The organism is Microbacterium sp. 67-17 (genome assembly GCF_001898325.1).
Taxonomy (GTDB): domain Bacteria; phylum Actinomycetota; class Actinomycetes; order Actinomycetales; family Microbacteriaceae; genus Microbacterium; species Microbacterium schleiferi.
Genome location: NZ_MKTR01000007.1, coordinates 114,650 through 131,717, shown reverse-complemented (window position 1 = coordinate 131,717; position 17,068 = coordinate 114,650). Strand labels below are relative to the sequence as shown.

The 17,068-nt window shown below is 66.6% G+C and carries 16 protein-coding genes and 1 pseudogene; 5 read left to right on the top strand and 12 right to left on the bottom strand.

The annotated features are described in order from the left end of the window. Positions 1-2: 2 nt before the first annotated feature. A pseudogene (locus BGO47_RS03450) lies at positions 3-806 on the bottom strand (Ku protein); the annotation flags it as partial. A 76-nt stretch (positions 807-882) separates the two neighbouring features. Here BGO47_RS03450 and BGO47_RS03445 point away from each other — a divergent pair. Next, complete coding sequence (locus tag BGO47_RS03445; protein WP_292708593.1) at positions 883-3,291, top strand: ATP-dependent DNA ligase; 2,409 nt, start codon at positions 883-885, stop codon at positions 3,289-3,291. Here the strand turns inward: BGO47_RS03445 and BGO47_RS03440 are convergent. From BGO47_RS03440 to BGO47_RS03420, 5 genes are all read right to left on the bottom strand, one after another. Continuing rightward, positions 3,288-4,202: a cation diffusion facilitator family transporter gene (locus BGO47_RS03440; protein ID WP_292708591.1), complete on the bottom strand. Its 915-nt coding sequence runs from the start codon at positions 4,200-4,202 to the stop codon at positions 3,288-3,290. The genes BGO47_RS03445 and BGO47_RS03440 overlap by 4 nt on opposite strands. Before the next feature lie 365 nt (positions 4,203-4,567). After that, on the bottom strand, positions 4,568-4,828 hold the full coding sequence (locus BGO47_RS03435) for a hypothetical protein (RefSeq protein ID WP_292708589.1): 261 nt from the start codon (positions 4,826-4,828) through the stop codon (positions 4,568-4,570). A gap of 74 nt (positions 4,829-4,902) precedes the next feature. Continuing rightward, positions 4,903-5,394, bottom strand: coding sequence for a hypothetical protein (locus tag BGO47_RS03430; protein WP_292708587.1), 492 nt, complete (start codon positions 5,392-5,394; stop codon positions 4,903-4,905). A gap of 286 nt (positions 5,395-5,680) precedes the next feature. Further along, positions 5,681-6,364 (bottom strand): hypothetical protein, encoded by a 684-nt coding sequence (locus tag BGO47_RS03425; RefSeq protein WP_292708585.1) that lies wholly within the window; start codon positions 6,362-6,364, stop codon positions 5,681-5,683. Continuing rightward, positions 6,364-7,092: a TIGR02391 family protein gene (locus tag BGO47_RS03420; RefSeq protein WP_292708582.1), complete on the bottom strand. Its 729-nt coding sequence runs from the start codon at positions 7,090-7,092 to the stop codon at positions 6,364-6,366. Before BGO47_RS03420 ends, BGO47_RS03425 begins: the two co-directional genes overlap by 1 nt. Positions 7,093-7,198: 106 nt before the next feature. On the opposite strand from BGO47_RS03420, the gene BGO47_RS03415 reads away from it, so the two are divergent. Then, positions 7,199-7,990 (top strand): hypothetical protein, encoded by a 792-nt coding sequence (locus tag BGO47_RS03415; protein ID WP_292708580.1) that lies wholly within the window; start codon positions 7,199-7,201, stop codon positions 7,988-7,990. Positions 7,991-8,055: 65 nt separating this feature from the next. Next, positions 8,056-8,973, top strand: coding sequence for an FRG domain-containing protein (locus BGO47_RS03410; protein ID WP_292708578.1), 918 nt, complete (start codon positions 8,056-8,058; stop codon positions 8,971-8,973). Between the two features lie 143 nt (positions 8,974-9,116). On the opposite strand, the gene BGO47_RS03405 is transcribed toward BGO47_RS03410, so the two are convergent. Genes BGO47_RS03405 through murI form a run of 3 tightly spaced genes read right to left on the bottom strand, consistent with a single transcriptional unit; the run spans position 9,117 to position 11,372 of the window. Next, on the bottom strand, positions 9,117-9,734 hold the full coding sequence (locus BGO47_RS03405) for a non-canonical purine NTP pyrophosphatase (protein WP_292708678.1): 618 nt from the start codon (positions 9,732-9,734) through the stop codon (positions 9,117-9,119). A gap of 4 nt (positions 9,735-9,738) precedes the next feature. Beyond that, the gene (gene rph, locus BGO47_RS03400; RefSeq protein ID WP_292708576.1) at positions 9,739-10,494 is read right to left on the bottom strand and encodes a ribonuclease PH; all 756 of its coding nucleotides are present in this window, start codon (positions 10,492-10,494) and stop codon (positions 9,739-9,741) included. Positions 10,495-10,553: 59 nt separating this feature from the next. Beyond that, on the bottom strand, positions 10,554-11,372 hold the full coding sequence (gene murI, locus BGO47_RS03395) for a glutamate racemase (protein ID WP_292708574.1): 819 nt from the start codon (positions 11,370-11,372) through the stop codon (positions 10,554-10,556). A 91-nt stretch (positions 11,373-11,463) separates the two neighbouring features. Here murI and BGO47_RS03390 point away from each other — a divergent pair, with 91 nt between their 5' ends. Next, a complete protein-coding gene (locus BGO47_RS03390; RefSeq protein WP_292708572.1) occupies positions 11,464-12,792 on the top strand; it encodes a nicotinate phosphoribosyltransferase in 1,329 nt (442 codons plus the stop codon). A gap of 18 nt (positions 12,793-12,810) precedes the next feature. Here BGO47_RS03390 and BGO47_RS03385 read toward each other — a convergent pair whose 3' ends face one another. From BGO47_RS03385 to BGO47_RS03375, 3 genes are all read right to left on the bottom strand, one after another. Beyond that, positions 12,811-13,077, bottom strand: a complete 267-nt coding sequence (locus BGO47_RS03385) for a DUF3039 domain-containing protein (RefSeq protein WP_292708570.1) — start codon at positions 13,075-13,077, stop codon at positions 12,811-12,813. Between the two features lie 86 nt (positions 13,078-13,163). Next, the gene (locus BGO47_RS03380; protein WP_292708568.1) at positions 13,164-14,732 is read right to left on the bottom strand and encodes a hypothetical protein; all 1,569 of its coding nucleotides are present in this window, start codon (positions 14,730-14,732) and stop codon (positions 13,164-13,166) included. Continuing rightward, a complete protein-coding gene (locus tag BGO47_RS03375; protein WP_292708566.1) occupies positions 14,708-16,000 on the bottom strand; it encodes an ATP-binding cassette domain-containing protein in 1,293 nt (430 codons plus the stop codon). Before BGO47_RS03375 ends, BGO47_RS03380 begins: the two co-directional genes overlap by 25 nt. A 90-nt stretch (positions 16,001-16,090) precedes the next feature. On the opposite strand from BGO47_RS03375, the gene BGO47_RS03370 reads away from it, so the two are divergent. Continuing rightward, complete coding sequence (locus tag BGO47_RS03370; protein ID WP_292708564.1) at positions 16,091-17,056, top strand: hypothetical protein; 966 nt, start codon at positions 16,091-16,093, stop codon at positions 17,054-17,056. The last annotated feature ends 12 nt before the right edge of the window (positions 17,057-17,068 follow it).

The window sequence follows — 17,068 nt, the reverse complement described above, 5'->3', positions numbered from 1 at the left end:
TAACCGGACTTCTTCTCGCGTGCGGCTCGCGAGCGTTCGACACTGGCGCGCAGCGCCTCCATGAGGTCGATGACTTCGCCACCGTGGTCTTCGGGCTGCTCACCGAACGTCTCGGAGGTGTCGAGCGCATCCCCCTTCTCGAGCTTGGCCTCGATGAGGGTCCGCAGCTCCTGCTGGTACTCGTCGACGAAGTCGGCGGGGTCGAAATCGCCCGAGAAGCTCTCGACGAGGGATGCCGACAGCTCGAGCTCCTTGTCGGAGATCTTCACCGACTCGCTGAGGGAGGGGAAGGCTGCTTCCCGCACCTCGTCTGCCCACAACAGGGTTTGCAGAACGAGCACGTCTCCGCGCACGCGAAGCGCCGCCAGCCGTGTCTTCTGGCGCAGCGAGAACCGCACGATCGCGGTGCGGTCGGTCTGCTCCAGTGTCTTGCGCAGCAGCACGTAGGCCTTGGGCGACTTCGAGTCCGGTTCGAGGTAGTACGCCTTGTCGAGCGTCAGGACGTCGACCTGCTCGGTCGGGACGAACTCGACGACCTCGATTTCGCGGCTGCGTTCGGAGGGAAGCGCCGCGAAGTCCTCTTTCGTCAAGATGACGGTCTTCTCGCCATCGTCGTAGGCTCGGTCGATCTCGCTGTAGGGCACGACCTCACCGTCGAGTTCGCACACGCGCTGATAGCGGATGCGACCCCCGTCGGCGGCATGGACCTGATGCAGCGACACGTCGTGGTCCTCAGTGGCGGCATAGACCTTCACCGGAACGTTGACCAGTCCGAACGTCAACGCGCCCTTCCAGATGGACCTCATCACACCAGTACACACGTTCGCGGCGCCCAGTGCCAGCATCCGACCCGTCTCAGGCACCGCGGGCTAGCCTGGGCCCATGGCGGGTCGGGAGCAGACTGTGCAGGTGCAGGGGCACCGGTTGCGCCTCACCAACCTCGACAAGGTGCTGTATCCGGCAACGGGCACCACCAAGCGCGAGGTGATCGACTACTACAGCCGCATCGCCCCGACGATCCTGCCGCTGCTGGCGCGGCGCCCCGTGACACGAAAGCGATGGCCCGACGGTGTGGGCGACGCGCGGCATCCGGGAATGTCGTTCTTCACGAAGGATCTCGAGCGCGGCGCTCCCGAGTGGCTCCCCCGGATGCCGATCGAGCACTCCTCCGGAACGAAGACGTATCCGCTCGTCGATTCGCAGGCGGCGCTCGTCTGGCTTGGGCAGGTCGCGAGCCTCGAACTCCACGTGCCCCAATGGCGCTTCGCGTCGGATGGCTCCCCCGCGAACCCGGACCGCCTGGTCCTGGACCTCGATCCGGGACCGGGTGTGGGGCTGGCCGAGTGCGCCGAGGTCGCGCGGCTCGTACGGGAGATCCTGCGCGGGATGTCGCTGGAACCCGTGCCCGTCACCAGCGGCAGCAAAGGCATCCATCTCTACGCACCGCTACCCGGCACGCTCACGAGCGAGGCCGCCTCGAACCTGGCGCGTGAGCTGGCTCGGGCGCTCGAGGCGGATCATCCGGATCTGGTTGTGAGTTCCATGTCCAAGGCGGTGCGTGCGGGAAAAGTCTTCTTGGACTGGAGCCAGAACAACGGCAAGAAGACCACGATCAGCCCGTATTCTCTGCGGGGGCGCGAGCACCCCACCGTGGCAGCGCCGCGCACCTGGGATGAGCTCGCCGAACCGGATCTGCGGCAACTGCTCTTCTCGGAGGTTCTCGAGCGTGCGGCAGCGGGGATGGCACCGTTCTTCGGTGCGTCGACTGCCGCTTCGTTGGATCGCTACCGCGAGAAGCGCGATGCTGCGAGAACGCCGGAGCCGGCTCCGGATGCCGGTGCCCGACCGACCGTGCGCGGTGAGGGCGAGCCCGCGCGCTTTGTCGTGCAGGAACATCACGCGTCGCGTCTGCACTTCGACCTGCGCCTAGAGCGGGACGGCGTGCTGGTGAGCTGGGCGGTGCCGCGCGGCATCCCCGAGACTCCTAACCGCAACAACCTCGCCGTGATGACCGAGGATCACCCGATCGAGTACCTGACCTTTCACGGCACGATCCCGAAGGGCGAGTACGGTGCCGGAACCATGACGGTGTGGGACACGGGCACCTACGAAACCGAGAAATGGCGCGCCGACGAGGTCATCTTCCGCGCTCACGGCACCCCGGGTGGCGCGATGGATGACGCGCGCTTCGCGCTCATCCGCACCGCCGGCGACGGCGAGAAGTCGCAGTGGCTCCTCCACCGGATGAAGGACGCGCCGACGGCGAAGAACCCCGCCCCCCGCGCAATTCCCGAACCGCGCGAGTCCCCCCAGCATGCCGGGGGTGTCGCCCCGATGCTGGCATCCCTGTCGACGCCGGGGCTCGCCGCCGGGGCGATCGCCCGCTGGGGCGGCGAGCCCTGGGTGGAGATGAAGTGGGACGGCATCCGTGCTGTCGGGACCTGGGACGGGAGCACCCTCACCCTGCGCGCCCGCAGCGGCAACGACCTGACGGCTACCTATCCGGACCTGCAGGATGCGGGGCTGGGCGTGGCGCCGTGCGTCGTCGACGGCGAGATCGTCGCGCTGGACGAGAAGGGCAGGCCAAGCTTTCCGCTGCTGCAGAAGCGGATGAACCTCGCGAATCCGGCCGAGATCGTCCGCGAAGCCGCGCGCACGCCGGTGAGGTACTACCTGTTCGATCTGCTGCAGATCGACGGGCGGGATGCGACGGCGTTGCCGCTGCGTGATCGCCGCGCGCTGCTGGAGCGTCTTGCCGACGGGGCGGGCGAGCGTGTCGCCGTCCCGCCGGTCTTCGATGACCTGGATGCGACACTCGACGCCGCACGCGAGGCCGACCTCGAAGGGGTGGTCGTCAAGAACCCCGGCTCGCGTTACCGGCCGGGCGAGCGCTCCCCCGACTGGCTCAAGATCAAGCTGACCCGCACCCAGGATGTCGTCATCGGCGGCGTCCGGCCCGGCCAGGGTGGCAGGTCAGGGGCGATCGGGTCGCTCCTGGTCGGCATCCCAGGCCCGGATGGCTTGCAGTATGCGGGACGCGTCGGGACGGGCTTCTCGGATGCCGCGCTTGCGACCCTCGGGCGCCTGCTCGCACCTCTCGGGACCGACGAGAATCCGTTCGTCGGCGTGCCCGCAGCCGACGCGAGCGATGCGATCTGGGTGAGGCCGGAGCTCGTCGGTGAGGTCGAGTTCGCGGAGTTCACCCCCGGCGGCATCCTGCGCCACGCTCGCTGGCGCGGCCTCCGTCCCGATCGTTCCCCCGAGGACGTGGTGTTGGAGGACGGCCCCTAGGCGTGCGTGGCGTCACCCGACTCGACGTGGCCGGCGGGCTCGAGTTGGAAGGTCGAGTGCTCGACGTCGAAGTGTGAGGCAAGGCACGTCTGCAGGCGCGAGAGGATCTCGCCCGACCGCCCCGCGGCGATGGCATCCGGGTCGATGACGACGTGGGCGGTGAAGACCGGAGCTCCGCGGGTCAGCTGCCACACGTGGATGTCGTGCACCGCGACGACGTCCGCTGCCGAGAGGATGTGCTCGCGGATCTCGGCGACATGCGTACCCTTCGGCGCCGACTCCGACAGCACATGGAACACCTCGCGCAGCAGCCCGACCGCGCGCGGCACGATCAGCGCCGCGATCAGCAGCGACGCGACGGCGTCCGCTGCCTGCCACCCTGTCAACAGCACGACGATCGCGGCGACGATGACCAGCGCCGACCCCAGAAGGTCGCCGAGGACCTCGAGGTACGCGCCGCGGACATTGATGCTCGTGCGCTGCGCGGCAGAGAGCAGCCACATCGCCGCGGCGTTGGCGAGAAGTCCGACGACCGAGACGATCAGCATGATCCCGCCGCGCACCTCGGCCTCTCCCGGATCGAGCAAGCGCTGAATCGCCTCGACGACGATCCACACCGACAGACCGATCAGCAGCACGGCGTTGATCAGTGCCCCGAACACCTCGGCACGCTGGTAACCGTAGGTCTGCCGATCGGTAGCCGGCCGGGCCGCGACGATGCTCGCGATCAGCGCGATCACGAGGGCTGCCGTGTCCGTGAGCATGTGGACGGAGTCGGCGAGCAGGGCAAGCGAACCGCTCAGGAACGCGCCGACCACCTGAACGACGAGAACCACCGAGGTGATCGTGAGCGAGGCCGTCAGCAGCCGACGGTTGCTCGCACCACGGATGCCGGGAGCGTGATCATGCACGGCACCCAGCGTAGGGGCGAGAGCAGGCCGCAGCAGGGCTCAACGCCCAATCGGGAACGAGTCTGATTCTCATGTTTCCCAGTCGGCTCTAGGCCAAACCCGGCGTCTGTAGACACCCGTGTCCAAAGTCGCTCCGCTTCCAGAGGGTTGCTGACCCGTCTACCTGCGACGTACAGCAGTCAAACGGAAGGATTCCCATGGAGAAAGCGAAGCAACTCCCGAGCGGCAAGTGGCGCATCCGCCTCCCTATCCCGGGCACGACAAGCCGCGAGAGGGCTAGCCGCGTGATCGCCCAGGCGGGCAGGCAAGTCCCGAAGGGCGCCATGGCTGGCAACATCAGCTGGTTTGCCAGGCGACATGGCCGCCTAGTCTTCAGACATAACCTTGCCGTCGTCCTCCAGCCAAACGCGCTTGCCGAGGCTGATCCTCGTTGCCACGTTAGTCAGCTCCGGGTCCGTAACTCTCGCACCGTTACCGACAGCGTGCCATCTGGTCCGGAGCGCATCTCTGACGACTTCAACGTTCTGGCCTGCGTACTCAGTGGAGACTCCGCCTAGAACCGCCTTCAGCTTGTTTACTTGCTCTTGGATCTGGCGGGGGAAGTCGGGGTTCATTTTGAAGTTCACCGGGCCCTCCCTTCGTCTAGGAACGGCACTCTACTCGTGGCCAAGGACACCGCGTGATATCGCACGCACGAGGCTTAGTGCAGGGTGCGCACGGAGCTGTGTGTCTCACTCTCCGGCTCGTCGGCAAAGTGCCACACGAGCGTGAAGGTTCGGATGCTGAGGCCGTTGCGGGCACGAGCAGCGAACTCCAGCAGGTCACCAGACGGGAACTGGCGGGGAAGCTCACCGTCGATTTCCAGCAACGCTTGGGCTCGCTCAGGGGACACTTCGACAGTAGCCAAGTCGATCGGACGCCCAGATGTGTTCCGGATCACCCAGACGTCGCCCCCGAGCGACTTAGGCACCCCCCACGCACTGGGCCTCGATACCGTCGCGATCGATTCCTGCGCAGCGGCGATGCGGTGTAGCGCAGCGTTCGCCTCCGCGGCGAGCACAGCCGCCTCGGCGCTGGCCGCCTCCGCGTCACGGCGAGCAGCTCGTGCGCTGATCCCCTGCCATATCGCGACACCACCCCCGACCAATCCAGCCACGCCGCCTGCCATCCCACTCCATTCCGCAACATCCATGACGCGACGATAGCTCGGGCGAGGAATGTTGACCATGCAAGGGTCGGCGCACCGGGGCCACAACTGACAACAGACAGCCGCCACGGGCAGCGCCAGAAATCGAGAGCAAGCAGCTCCGGCAGGACGTAGGCGGCGAGAGCAAGTCTTCGTTGGCAGCGCACCCGCCGCCCCGGTCACGCTGCCGCCAGTCCCACTCTGGCCGCGCCGCAGAGCGACACTAGCGCGTATGCGCCTCGAAAGCTGATGCCCGCCGAGATGGGTGCGAGCTGGAGCGCGTCAGATAATCCTAGTGGTACCAGAACCGTGTCATGGCCGCGTCCACGATGCGCGTGCAGGCCGAGTAATGAGCCTCGGCGCGTTCAACCATTGGCAGAACTTCTTCGTACGTTATCGGCGGATTGTCGACGACGTGCTGCACCACTGGACTGTCATATCGAAGGTCTCGGAAGCGTCTGCCGGCCGAAGGGTTCAAGGGAGGGGAGAACAGCCTCTCGTTCGCCACAGGGGCCACTAGCTCCGCAGCGTCGCGTGCGGCACGCCATTCCGCGACATCCGCAGTCGCGGGGTCCACTAAGTAGCTAGAGATTCTGTCGATTAGGAAACTGTCGAACCTGGGTGCTGCGCCCCGCAGCTCGGTCGCAGCCTTCGAGAACTCATGCAGGCTTCGAAGTTCGTCACTGTCCAGGATCTCCGCCCAGCTTCCGAGCGGAACATCCTCCACCAGCTCAAGCAAAGCGTCGGTGCGGCTCGCGAACTCGGTGAGCGTCGCTCCCATCACTCGCCGATCCCACGGGTCCAGTAATAGCGCTCCGACTCGCGGGCGCAAAGCCTCCCATCGAAGTTCGATCTCTCGGTGTTCTCTCTTCCGCGCTGCGCGCGCTTGAGTCCACGCGAGGATTGCACCGACCACGAGGCCCGTAAACATAGCGACGATGAGGTCCGGGATGAACGAATCCCAGTTGATCACCATCAGTCGGTCCGCTCTAGTTCGCATTGGTCGATCCAGCGCGCGAGGATGCTCAGCGTGGCGAGCTGTTCCAGCGCCTCTTGCTTCGGCAGTTCCGTCGTCGCGTGCGTCGTTGTGTTCCGGATCGCCGCAAACACGCCTTGTGCCATGTTCAGGATCCCGACTCGCATGGACTTCACCGTCAGATCATCGTCGTTGCCCGGCCAGCGGAGACGGGGCTTTCCCTCCTGGGGCGGCGACATCGAGAACGCCTGCGACACCAGCTCGCTATCTCCCAGCTCATACCGGCCCGTCAGATCCTTCACCTGGCCGCTGAGGGCCGTCGCGGCCCGCTGGACGGCATCCGAGTAGTGGCCGGACTCCCAGCGTCCTGACGCGGCATGCCAGATCGTTGGATGCAGTGCATCCGCTTTCATCGTGGGAGCGTTCGTGCCCAGCTTCTCTCGCGTCTCGCCTCGTGTCTTCAAGACCGCCAGGGCGTGTTCCGCGAACTCTATGCCACCGTCCACCCAGTATGCGTTATCCGATCGCCGCAGCAGATTAGGGACATCGTTGCGGTTCAGTACCCGCGCAATGATCGCGAGTGTCTGTGCTGACGCATCTCTAAGGGCCTGATAGTCGGGGTACGTGTCGTAGGTGAAACCGAAGGTCTTTCCCTGCGACTGGGCGCGAGATCTCCGCGCTGTCTGGATCCACCACTCCAGCTTTTCGATGGCCCACTGCTCATCCACCTTCGCACCATACCGACTCCCGCGTTCTTGCCGACCCATGTCGGCAATTACCAAACGGCAGAGAGTGAAGGCGCATCTTCGTGACGGGCCCGCTACGGTGGCTCGCATGGTGCTCGGAGATCGCACGGAGTGGTTCGCCGAAGAGGTGATTCGGCGTGTATCCGGACTGCCCGTCATCCATTTCGATGACGGCTCGCGGCCACGCATGGTGGACGCCCTGATCTCGGACGATGGTGCACTGGAGGTCACAGTGATCGCCGAGCAGGGCGCACTCCAGACACTCTCCTTTTCGACGAAGCTCGATGCCCCGAATCTCGCCGGGTGGTGGGAGCTGCGGTATCCACATGGCCGCATTGACCGACGCAAGGCTGCTCGGCATGCCCCCGTGCTCGCCCAGTTCATGGAGACCGCGGGGTTTACAGACAGCGATGACTGTACCGAGCTCATCTCCGCGCTCGAAGCCGGTCAGTGGTTGATGCTCAACAGCTACCGCCTGCACCGGTACGTCGGTGCGAGCCGGGGCGGTCGCATCGATGTACTGCCGAGAGCGACGGCGGGTTTCATTGATGAGTACCTAACGGGCCTGAGCGATTGGGTCATGAGCCTCACGGGCGGCAACCAGTGGCGGAACAAGGCTCAGAAGCTTGCCGCTTCCGGCAAAAGTCGGCTGCATCTTGCGCTGATAGTGCACGAGTCAGGTGCCCCCTTCGAGATATGGAGCGGACTTTGGGATGCGACAGAGGTTCGCTCTAGTCCGCTTTCAGGGATAGAGCCGATCACCGATGTTTGGGTGATCGGCACCGCAGGCACCCCAGCGGTGAAATGGTCGCGCGAGAGAGGCTGGGAGGTTCTCCCCTATGAGCGCGATCTGGGCCACCGCGAAGAAGTTGCGGACTAGCTGTTGGGGCTCTTGCACGCGCAGGCCCCCGTCTCCGTCCGCGGCCCCCCCACTAGTCTCGCTTCATGCCGGGTACTTTGATTGACGATTGGAAGCGGACGGGCTGGTGGATTCAGCCGAAAACCGCGCGCGAAGTCATGGCAGCTATCGGTTCGATAGGTGTCTACAGCACAGGTCAGCACTTCGCGTGGCGCGGGATGTCGAGTGCCGACTACGATCTCTCGTCCTCACTCCATCGGCAAGTCGGTGGGGATGAAGAGCAACTCCGCACGGCGGAGATCGAGATTCTTGGACGCGCGCGCAAATGGGGCCTCGGGGTCGAATCGACCGGGTACGTCGATGACCTCCAGCTCCTGTCAGATCTTCAGCACTATGGGATCGCAACGCGGCTGATTGACTTCACGTCGAATCCAATGACGGCGCTCTGGTTCGCGTGTCAGACCCCAAAAAGTCCGGCGCTAGCCAAGGCGGGCTTGCTTCTGGCGCTAAATACCACCGCTTGGGAGCGGGTCGCGACCGTGCGTTCTCGTACTCTCACCGTCGCGGACCTCTCTGATCCCAACGGCGCGACCCTAAGAGCAGTCCTGAGAGGCGCGACCCCGGTCATAGTGGAGTCCCCAAGCCCGAACGCGCGTTTGCGGGCTCAAGAGGGCTTCTTCGTCACTGGGCCGGTCCCCGAGCGAGAGCGCGTGAATTTGGTACACGGATTCGAACTCGTCGACACGACCCCCTTCAAGAGTCTCCACGTTCCGTTCCAGCCCGGGAACCCTGAAGTGCTTCAAGGAGCGCTTCTCAATGAGCGCAACGCCGGGCGTCCCCCGAAGGTTCCTTTCGTTGCCGTAATCGTGTCATCGCCACTGAAGACGAAGCTCCTCCGATACCTCGAAGGCACATACAACCGCTCAGCGCGCACCCTCTTCCCCGACTTCGCGGGGTTCAAAGAGTTCGACACCCTCGTACCCACACGCCCCGGAGTGGTATAACCGCCCCGTCAGGAATCGCATTGCGTCTACATCTCGTGCCCGATCCGTTGGACACGGCACCCAGCGTAGGGGCGAGAACGGCCCGCGGCAGGGCTTTACGCCCAATCGGGAACGAGTCTGATTCTCGCTTCCGCTCCGCGAGTTCAGAGCGCCGACAACAGGGGCGCGAGGGCGATGAACGCTTGCGCTCGGTGAGAGGCCGCGGTCTTCTCCTCGGGGCTCCACTGGCCGACCGTGCGCTCGGCGCCGGGTTCCTGGCCGTCGGGGATGAAGATCGGGTCGTATCCGAACCCACCGTCCCCGCGCGGCTCGTGGGCCAGTCGCCCGTGCCAGCGCCCTTCGACCACGTGCTCCATCGCGAAGGCCGTCGAGCCCGGTTCGGGCACGACCAGCGCGATGGTCGACACGAAGGATGCCTTCCGATGCGGGTCCGCAATGTCGGAGAGCTGGTCCAGCAGCAGGTGCATGTTTGCGACGGCATCCTTCTTGTGACCCGCCCAGTACGCCGAGAAGATTCCCGGCGCCCCGCCCATCACGCTGACGGCAATTCCGGAGTCGTCGGCGAGCGCTGCAAGACCCGTATGACGGGCAGCTGCCCGCGCCTTGATCAGGGCGTTCTCGGCGAAGTTCACGCCATCCTCGACGGGCTCGGGTCCGTCGTAGCCGATGACGTGCAGGTCGGGACGGGTCGCCGCGACGATCCGGCCGAACTCGGCAACCTTGTGGGGATTGTGGGTTGCCAGGACGATCTGCTGCGGCATCCGATCACTCACCCGCACTGTCGGAGTCAGCGCTGAGCGTTTCGGTCTGGATGTCGCGCAGGGTCGCGCATCCCGACAGCCCCAGCTCGAGCAGCGCATCGAGCTCCCGCTTGTCGAAGGGCGCGCCCTCGGCGGTGCCCTGCACCTCGACGAACAACCCGCGCCCCGTCACGACGACGTTCATGTCGGTCTCGGCACGGACGTCCTCGACGTAGGCAAGATCGAGCATCGGCTCACCGTCGATGATGCCGACCGAGACGGCAGCCACCGAGTCGAGAAGCACCTGCGACTTCTGGCCGATGAACTTCTTGCGCCGGCCCCACTCGATCGCATCGGCAAGCGCAACGTAGGCCCCCGTGATGGCGGCGGTTCGGGTTCCGCCGTCTGCCTGCAGCACGTCGCAGTCGATCACGATGGTGTTCTCACCGAGCGCCTTCGTGTCGACGACGGCCCGCAGCGCCCGGCCGATGAGGCGGGAGATCTTGTGTGTGCGCCCGCCGATCTTGCCCTTGACGCTTTCGCGGTCGTTGCGGTCGTTCGTGGCGCGAGGCAGCATCGCGTACTCGGCGGTCACCCAGCCCTTACCTTTGCCGGTCAGCCACCGGGGAACACCGTTGGTGAAGGATGCCGTGCACAGCACGCGGGTTCCGCCGAAGCTGATCAGCGCTGATCCTTCTGCCTGGGCCGACCAGCCTCGTTCGATCGTGATGGGGCGCAACTGGTCGACGGCGCGGCCATCGGTGCGGGTGATCTCGCTCATGCGGGTTCTCTTTCGGGTCGGATGCTCCGCCTCGGCGGAGCGTCGGTCAGTGCGGCAGGTCAGTGCCGCAGGTCGATGGCTCCGGTCTGCACGAGGCGAACGTCTCGCACCTCGCGGCCCATGAGCCGGTGGGCAAGTCTCACGAACTCGTCAGCGGAGTCGCCGGTGGCCTCGTAGGTGTGGGTCGCCGTGGCATCCGTTCCCGCCAGCAGATCCCGGCTCACGAGCTGCCGGTACACGTCGTTCGCCGTCTCGGTGTCGCTGGAAACGAGCGAGACATCCGGCCCCATGACGTAGCTGATCGCGCCCTTGAGGAACGGGTAGTGCGTGCAACCGAGGACGAGGGTGTCGACGGCGGAATGCCGCAGCGGCGCGAGGTACTCTTCGGCCACGGCGAGCACCTCGGCGGTGTCGGTCTCGCCTGCCTCCACGAACTCGACGAAGCGCGGGCACGCCTGCGCGAACACCGTGAGGCGGTCGTTCACCTCGAGCATGTCTTGGTAGGCGCGCGAGCCGATCGTGCCGCTGGTGCCGATGACGCCGATCCGCCCTGACCGGGTCGTCGACATCGCCGTCCGGACTGCTGGCCCGATCACCTCGACGACGGGGACGTCGTAGCGTTCGCGGGCATCGCGCAGCACCGCGGCGGATGCCGTGTTGCAGGCGATCACGAGCATCTTCACACCCTGCGCGACGAGCGCGTCGAGCACCTCAAGCGAGTAGCGGCGCACATCGGCGATGGGCTTGGGCCCATAGGGCGAGTGGGCGGTATCGCCGATGTAGAGCAGCGACTCGCGAGGCAGCTGGTCCGAGATGGCCCGCGCGACGGTGAGCCCGCCGACACCGGAGTCGAAGATCCCGATCGGCGCGTTGTTCACGGTGCACCAGCCTACGCCAGCGCTCGTCTCTCACCCGTCGCTGGCGGCACGGGATGGATGCCGCGGCGGCGCCATCACTAGGCTGGCGCGCATGACAGCATCCGTCAGCACGGCCCTGCTCACCGACCGGTATGAACTGACGATGCTCGATGCCGCACTCCACGATGGCACTGCCTCGCGCCGGTGCGTCTTCGACGTCTTCGCGCGACGCCTGCCCGGCGGCCGCCGGTTCGGCGTCGTGGCAGGCACCGGGCGCCTCCTGAGCCTGTTACGCGACTTCCGGTTCGGTGATGACGAGCTGCGCTTCCTGCGGGACGAGCGGGTGGTGGATGCCCAGACACTGCGCTTTCTCGAGGGATACCGCTTCACGGGATCGATCCACGGCTACCGGGAGGGCGAACTGTATTTTCCGGGGTCGCCGCTCCTGACGATCGAGGGGACCTTTGCCGAAGCCGTCATCCTCGAGACCCTCGCCCTCAGCGTCCTGAACTACGACTCCGCGGTAGCTGCCGCCGCGGCACGCATGAGTATTGCCGCCGGTGACCGCCCCCTCGCGGAAATGGGATCGCGACGCACCGGCGAATGGTCGGCTGTCGCTGCGGCGCGGGCCGCCTTCATCGCGGGATTCGGCGCCACGAGCAACCTGGAGGCGGGCCGCCGGTGGGGCATCCCCACGATGGGCACGGCAGCGCACAGCTGGACCCTGCTCCACGACACCGAAGCCGATGCCTTCGCAGCACAGCTGCGGGCCCTCGGCGACCAGACCACGCTTCTCATCGACACCTACGACATCGAGACGGGCGTAGCCACCGCGATCGAGGTCGCCGGAACGAGGCTCGGCGGGGTGCGGATCGACTCGGGTGATCTCCCCATCGTCGCTGCGCAGGTTCGACGGCAACTCGATGCCCTCGGTGCTCGGGGTACGCGCATCACTGTCACAAGCGACCTCGACGAGTTCGCGATCGCGGCACTGGCGGCATCCCCGGTGGATGCTTACGGCGTCGGCACGGCACTGGCGACGGGCTCCGGCTCGCCGACGGCGGGCCTTGTCTACAAGCTCGTGGCACGCCAGGATGCCGGCGGAGCGTGGATTCCGGTGGCGAAGACCTCAACAGCCAAAGCCTCGCAGGGCGGGCGAAAGACGGCTTTTCGCATCCTTGAGGACGGGATTGCCCGCGAAGAGCTCATCGTCGTCGCCGAAGGTTTCGAGCACCGCGAGACGCCGGCGCCGCATGCGGATGCCCGCGCCCTGCAGGTTCCGCTCGTGGTCCACGGCGAGATCGATGCTTCGGCCGAGGGGCCCCATGGGGTCAGCGTCGCTCGGGAGCACCACGCGCGCGCACGCGCGGAACTTCCGCTGACGGCACTCGCGCTCAGCCGTTCGGAGCCGGCCCTGGAGACCAGATACCAGTCGGGCTGACTGCTCCAGCGCGTCGCCTCAGTGCTGCATCCGCTCGTAGATCTCTTTGCAGGTCGGGCATACCGGGAACTTCTCGGGGTCGCGACCGGGCGTCCACTTCTTGCCGCACAGCGCCTTGACGGGCTTGCCGGTGAGAGCCGACTCAAGGATCTTGTCTTTCTTGACATAGTGCGAGAACCGCTCGTGGTCCCCGGGTTCGACGGTCTCTTCGCGAAGGAGCTCTTCAAGCTCGCGATCGAGGGTCGCAAGTCCGCCCTGGTCGGGGCTGTCCAGCGGAGTGCTCATGGACAGTCAGTGTAGTCGCGGCATCCGGCCCCGGCGCGGGTTCCGCGCGGCCGGACGCCGCACGAGCAGCCGCGCCGGGAGGGGCGTCAGGATGCCTCGGCAAACTCCATGATCCGCCCGGTGCGACGCGTGAACACGGCGGCCCCGATCGCGACCCCCGCCACCAGGACAACCAGCCCGGTCGCAACTCCGACCCAGAGAGCGAGCGATGCGGCCTCGATCGTGCGCGTGAGCGCAAGCCACGTCCACCACAGGCTCGGGGCCGACACGGCGAGCGAGCCGAGCATCACGAGGGCCTGCGGCACAGCTCCGCTCGAACCGGTGCGCTGGGGCTGCTGGAAAGGGCTCTCGCCCGGGGGTGTGACGGGATAGGGCGAGGCTGCCGAAGCGATACTCGACAGCCCGAGGCCCGAGAAGAACAGCGACGCGCACACGCCGACGATCGCCGGCGCGATCGCCCATCGCCCGTGGAGGGCAACGGAGATCGGGATGCCGATCGCCAGCACCGGGATGGCGATGACGAGGATCGGAACAAGTCGCCCGACGCGGTCGGGCAGGCCCCGCAGGCCGCTGGCGACATGCATCCAGATCGCCGTCGAGTCGTACGCCAGATCGTTGTGCGGCAGCCACCCGAAAAAGAGCGCGACGAACAGGATGGGAACGAGCGCCGCGACGTTGGCGGGAACGCCCGCGATCAGCAGCGGCACGACAGTGGCCACCGCCGCGACGGGAATGACGAGGGTGTTCACGAGGTAGCGCCTGTCACGCAGCCAATACACCAGGCTCCGAGCGGCGACCGCTCCCCCGGGTGTTCCCGGAACGACGCTGAACCAGCCGAGCCCGCCCCGTTCGCGCGTGGTCAGGGGCTTCTCGATGCTCGAGAGGAAGTGACGCACCAGCGCGAGCCATGCAAACCCCAGGGCAGCGACGGTTCCCAGGGCGATGAGCAGGGCAAGAACTCCGGATGCGTCACCGCGCGTGAACAGCAGCGGGAACGCCCACGCGGCGCCGATGGGGGTGAAGCTCAGGATGTCGACGACCTGCTGCAGTGGGCCTGGGACGGTGCCACGCCAATCGAGTGACGCCAGGAAGACGCCCACCGGGACGACGATGACCAGCACGGTGACCAGCAGAAGCCCGGAGAGCTCTCTGGACCGGCGATCACCGAAGATGATGCCGGCGACCCCCAACGAGACGCGGGCGAACAGGACGCAGGTCGCGACCCCGATGATAGCGGCCATGATCGCAGCCACGACGGTAGCTCCCGCGGCCACCCAGACAACAGCCGCGCACGCGACAAGAGCGACCAGGCCGAGGACGGGGACGCTGAGCAGCCCGGCGAGGGCGAGAGCCCCCGCGAGGGGTTCGGGTGCAAGTGCGAAGACCCGAAAACGGCGTGGATCGAGCGGATCGGTCACCGCGGCAACGATGGGAGCCAGCGCGAAGGCGAGCGTGAGTGTTGCGCCGCAGAAAACCGTGATGGCCCCGACGGCGGCGGACGATGACTCCTGCACTCCCAGGAGCGCCCAGCACGCGGCAACGGTCGCCGCCAGCAGCAGCAACGCCCCAACAACGCCCCGGGTGACCTTCTGCGGATCCCCGCGGAAGGCACCGAGCAGCAGCGCGAGTCTCAGTCGGAGAATGTGTGCAACCACTCGAGACCCTCCAGCTCGCCCGCCCCACCGACAAGCTCGACGAATCGCTCTTCCAAGCTGACCTCGCCGCGCACCTCGTCGATCGAGCCTTCCGCGACCAGGGACCCGGCGACAATCACGGCGACACGGGAGCACACCCGCTCCACCAGTTCCATGCCGTGGCTGGAGAGGATGACGGTTCCGCCGTGGGCGACATAAGCCTGCAGGATGTCGAGAATCGCTGCACTCGAGACCGGGTCGACAGCTTCGAACGGTTCGTCGAGAACCAGGACGCGGGGCGAGTGGATGAGAGCGCCAGCGAGCATGATCTTCTTGGACATACCCGCCGAGTAATCCGACACGACCCGACCGAGCGACTCGGTGAGATCGAAGGCGCGGGCAAGGTCGATCGTGCGCCTCTCGACCTCCGCCGGCGGGAGACCTCGCAGCGCGCCGTAGTAGTAGAGCAGCTGGCGACCGGTCAGCCGGTCGAACGTGCGAAACCGATCGGGAAGCACACCCATGAGGCGTTTGGCGGCGACGGGCTTGGCCGCGGCATCCACGCCCGCGATCGTGATCTCGCCCGAGTCGGCGCGAAGCAGCCCCGCGACGATCGACAGCGTCGTCGTCTTGCCCGCCCCGTTGGGCCCCACGATCCCGTAGAAGCTGCCCACGGGAACCTCGAGGCTGATCCCGTCCAGTGCCTGAAGATCGCCAAACGACTTGCGGATGTCGCGCAGCACGAGCGCCGGCTCGGGCATCGCATCCTCGGCTTCGACGGACACAAGGTCGGTCGACCCGTCGATCGTGGCGACGGCCGACTGGGCTGAATCCACGGAGTCAGCTGTCACCGAGACATCTACCAGGGAGTCATCCGCCACGGAGTCGTCTGCGGCTTCAGTCTCATCGGCCTCCGGAACCACGGTCTCGTCGACCTCATCCCGGGTCTCGCTGGCCGTGATCGACTCCAGCGCAGCCTCGAGCGCAGGATCAACCGGAGCACCAGCGACCGCCGTCACCTCAGGCTCAGCGGACGCGGCATCCTGTTGTACCGGGGGCTTCGCCGCCGAGGCAGGGCGCTTGCTCGCAGTCGTCGGTCGCTTCGCCGCGGGCTTGCGTGGCGTGCGGGGGCTGGACCCCGAAGTCTTCGAGGCGGTCGTTCGCGAACTCGACGTCTTTCGCGGGGTGCGCGGCGTACGCGGCGACGCTGGCTTGTTCGCGGGCCCCTCCCCTGGCGTCTGGCCGGACTCGCCGGAGGACTCGTCGGGAAGATCCGTCGCCTCAGTCACCGCTCCAAACTATCAATCGACCTCTGCTTCAACCCCCCGATGACACTCCATGCCAGGCGGATGCCCAGCCGGAGCGCTTAGGATCGCCCCATGGCCGACAAGGTCCATCAGATCCATTCGCTGCCGGATGACGCGCCCTGGTCGGGTGGCCTCCCTCCGGAAGGATCGGACGAGCACCCGTTGTTCATCCGAGCGCTTGATCGCGTGCTGGCAATCCAGCGGCCGGTCGTGCTGGCACATGTGCGCAGCATCCGTCTTCGTCAACCGAACGCAACCTCCGCCCAGATCATCCGCACCCTCGAGCGGCGATACCTCGCCGCGGTGACGACCGGCGGTGCGGCAGTGGGGGCCACGGCCGTCGTCCCAGGCATCGGCACCGGCGTCACCCTCGCGCTGAGCGGCGTCGAAACCATCGCCTTCCTCGAAGCGACCACACTGTTCGCACAGTCCGTCTCCGAAGTGCACGGCATTCCTGTCTCGGATCCCAACCGCGCCCGCGCGCTCGTGTTGATGCTGATGCTCGGGCAAGAAGGCATTGACCTCGTCTCGCAGCTGGCGAATCAGGCGACCGGGCGTGGGCCGACGCGCTCGACCTACTGGGGCGAGATGGTCACCAAGACGATCCCGAAGGCCGCGATGGGTCCCCTCGTCGATCGCCTGAAGACCACCTTCGTCCGCCAGTTCGCAGCCAAGGGCGGAGCGTCCTGGATCGGCAAGGCTCTGCCGTTCGGCATCGGCGCGGCCATCGGCGGCACCGGCAACCATATCCTCGGCCGGCGGGTGCTCGCGGGCTCGCGCCGAGCCTTCGGTATTCCTCCGCAGGCTCTCCCACCGGAAACCGAGCCACGTCCCGGCGCCCGGCGGCTCGAGCACTCTGCGGTCTCGGCCGTGCGGCGAGCAGGTTCCGCCGTCGGTAGCGGCGTGAGCCGGGGTGCATCAGCGATCGGCAGCGGTGTCTCCAAAGGCACGACGGCGATCGGCGGCGCGGCTCGAAGCATCACGCGTCGTCCCGACAAAGACCCAGGCACGCAAGCGACCGACGCCGCTCCGGAATAGTCCGGGGCGGCG

Bases quoted from the DNA above. Each gene is read 5' to 3' on its own strand.
- BGO47_RS03430 (WP_292708587.1), bottom strand. From the start codon at position 5,394: ATGGATGTTGCGGAATGGAGTGGGATGGCAGGCGGCGTGGCTGGATTG.
- BGO47_RS03385 (WP_292708570.1), bottom strand. From the start codon at position 13,077: ATGAGCACTCCGCTGGACAGCCCCGACCAGGGCGGACTTGCGACCCTC.
- BGO47_RS03425 (WP_292708585.1), bottom strand. From the start codon at position 6,364: ATGGTGATCAACTGGGATTCGTTCATCCCGGACCTCATCGTCGCTATG.
- BGO47_RS03410 (WP_292708578.1), top strand. From the start codon at position 8,056: ATGCCGGGTACTTTGATTGACGATTGGAAGCGGACGGGCTGGTGGATT.
- BGO47_RS03415 (WP_292708580.1), top strand. From the start codon at position 7,199: ATGGTGCTCGGAGATCGCACGGAGTGGTTCGCCGAAGAGGTGATTCGG.
- BGO47_RS03405 (WP_292708678.1), bottom strand. From the start codon at position 9,734: ATGCCGCAGCAGATCGTCCTGGCAACCCACAATCCCCACAAGGTTGCC.
- BGO47_RS03370 (WP_292708564.1), top strand. From the start codon at position 16,091: ATGGCCGACAAGGTCCATCAGATCCATTCGCTGCCGGATGACGCGCCC.
- rph (WP_292708576.1), bottom strand. From the start codon at position 10,494: ATGAGCGAGATCACCCGCACCGATGGCCGCGCCGTCGACCAGTTGCGC.
- BGO47_RS03445 (WP_292708593.1), top strand. From the start codon at position 883: ATGGCGGGTCGGGAGCAGACTGTGCAGGTGCAGGGGCACCGGTTGCGC.
- BGO47_RS03390 (WP_292708572.1), top strand. From the start codon at position 11,464: ATGACAGCATCCGTCAGCACGGCCCTGCTCACCGACCGGTATGAACTG.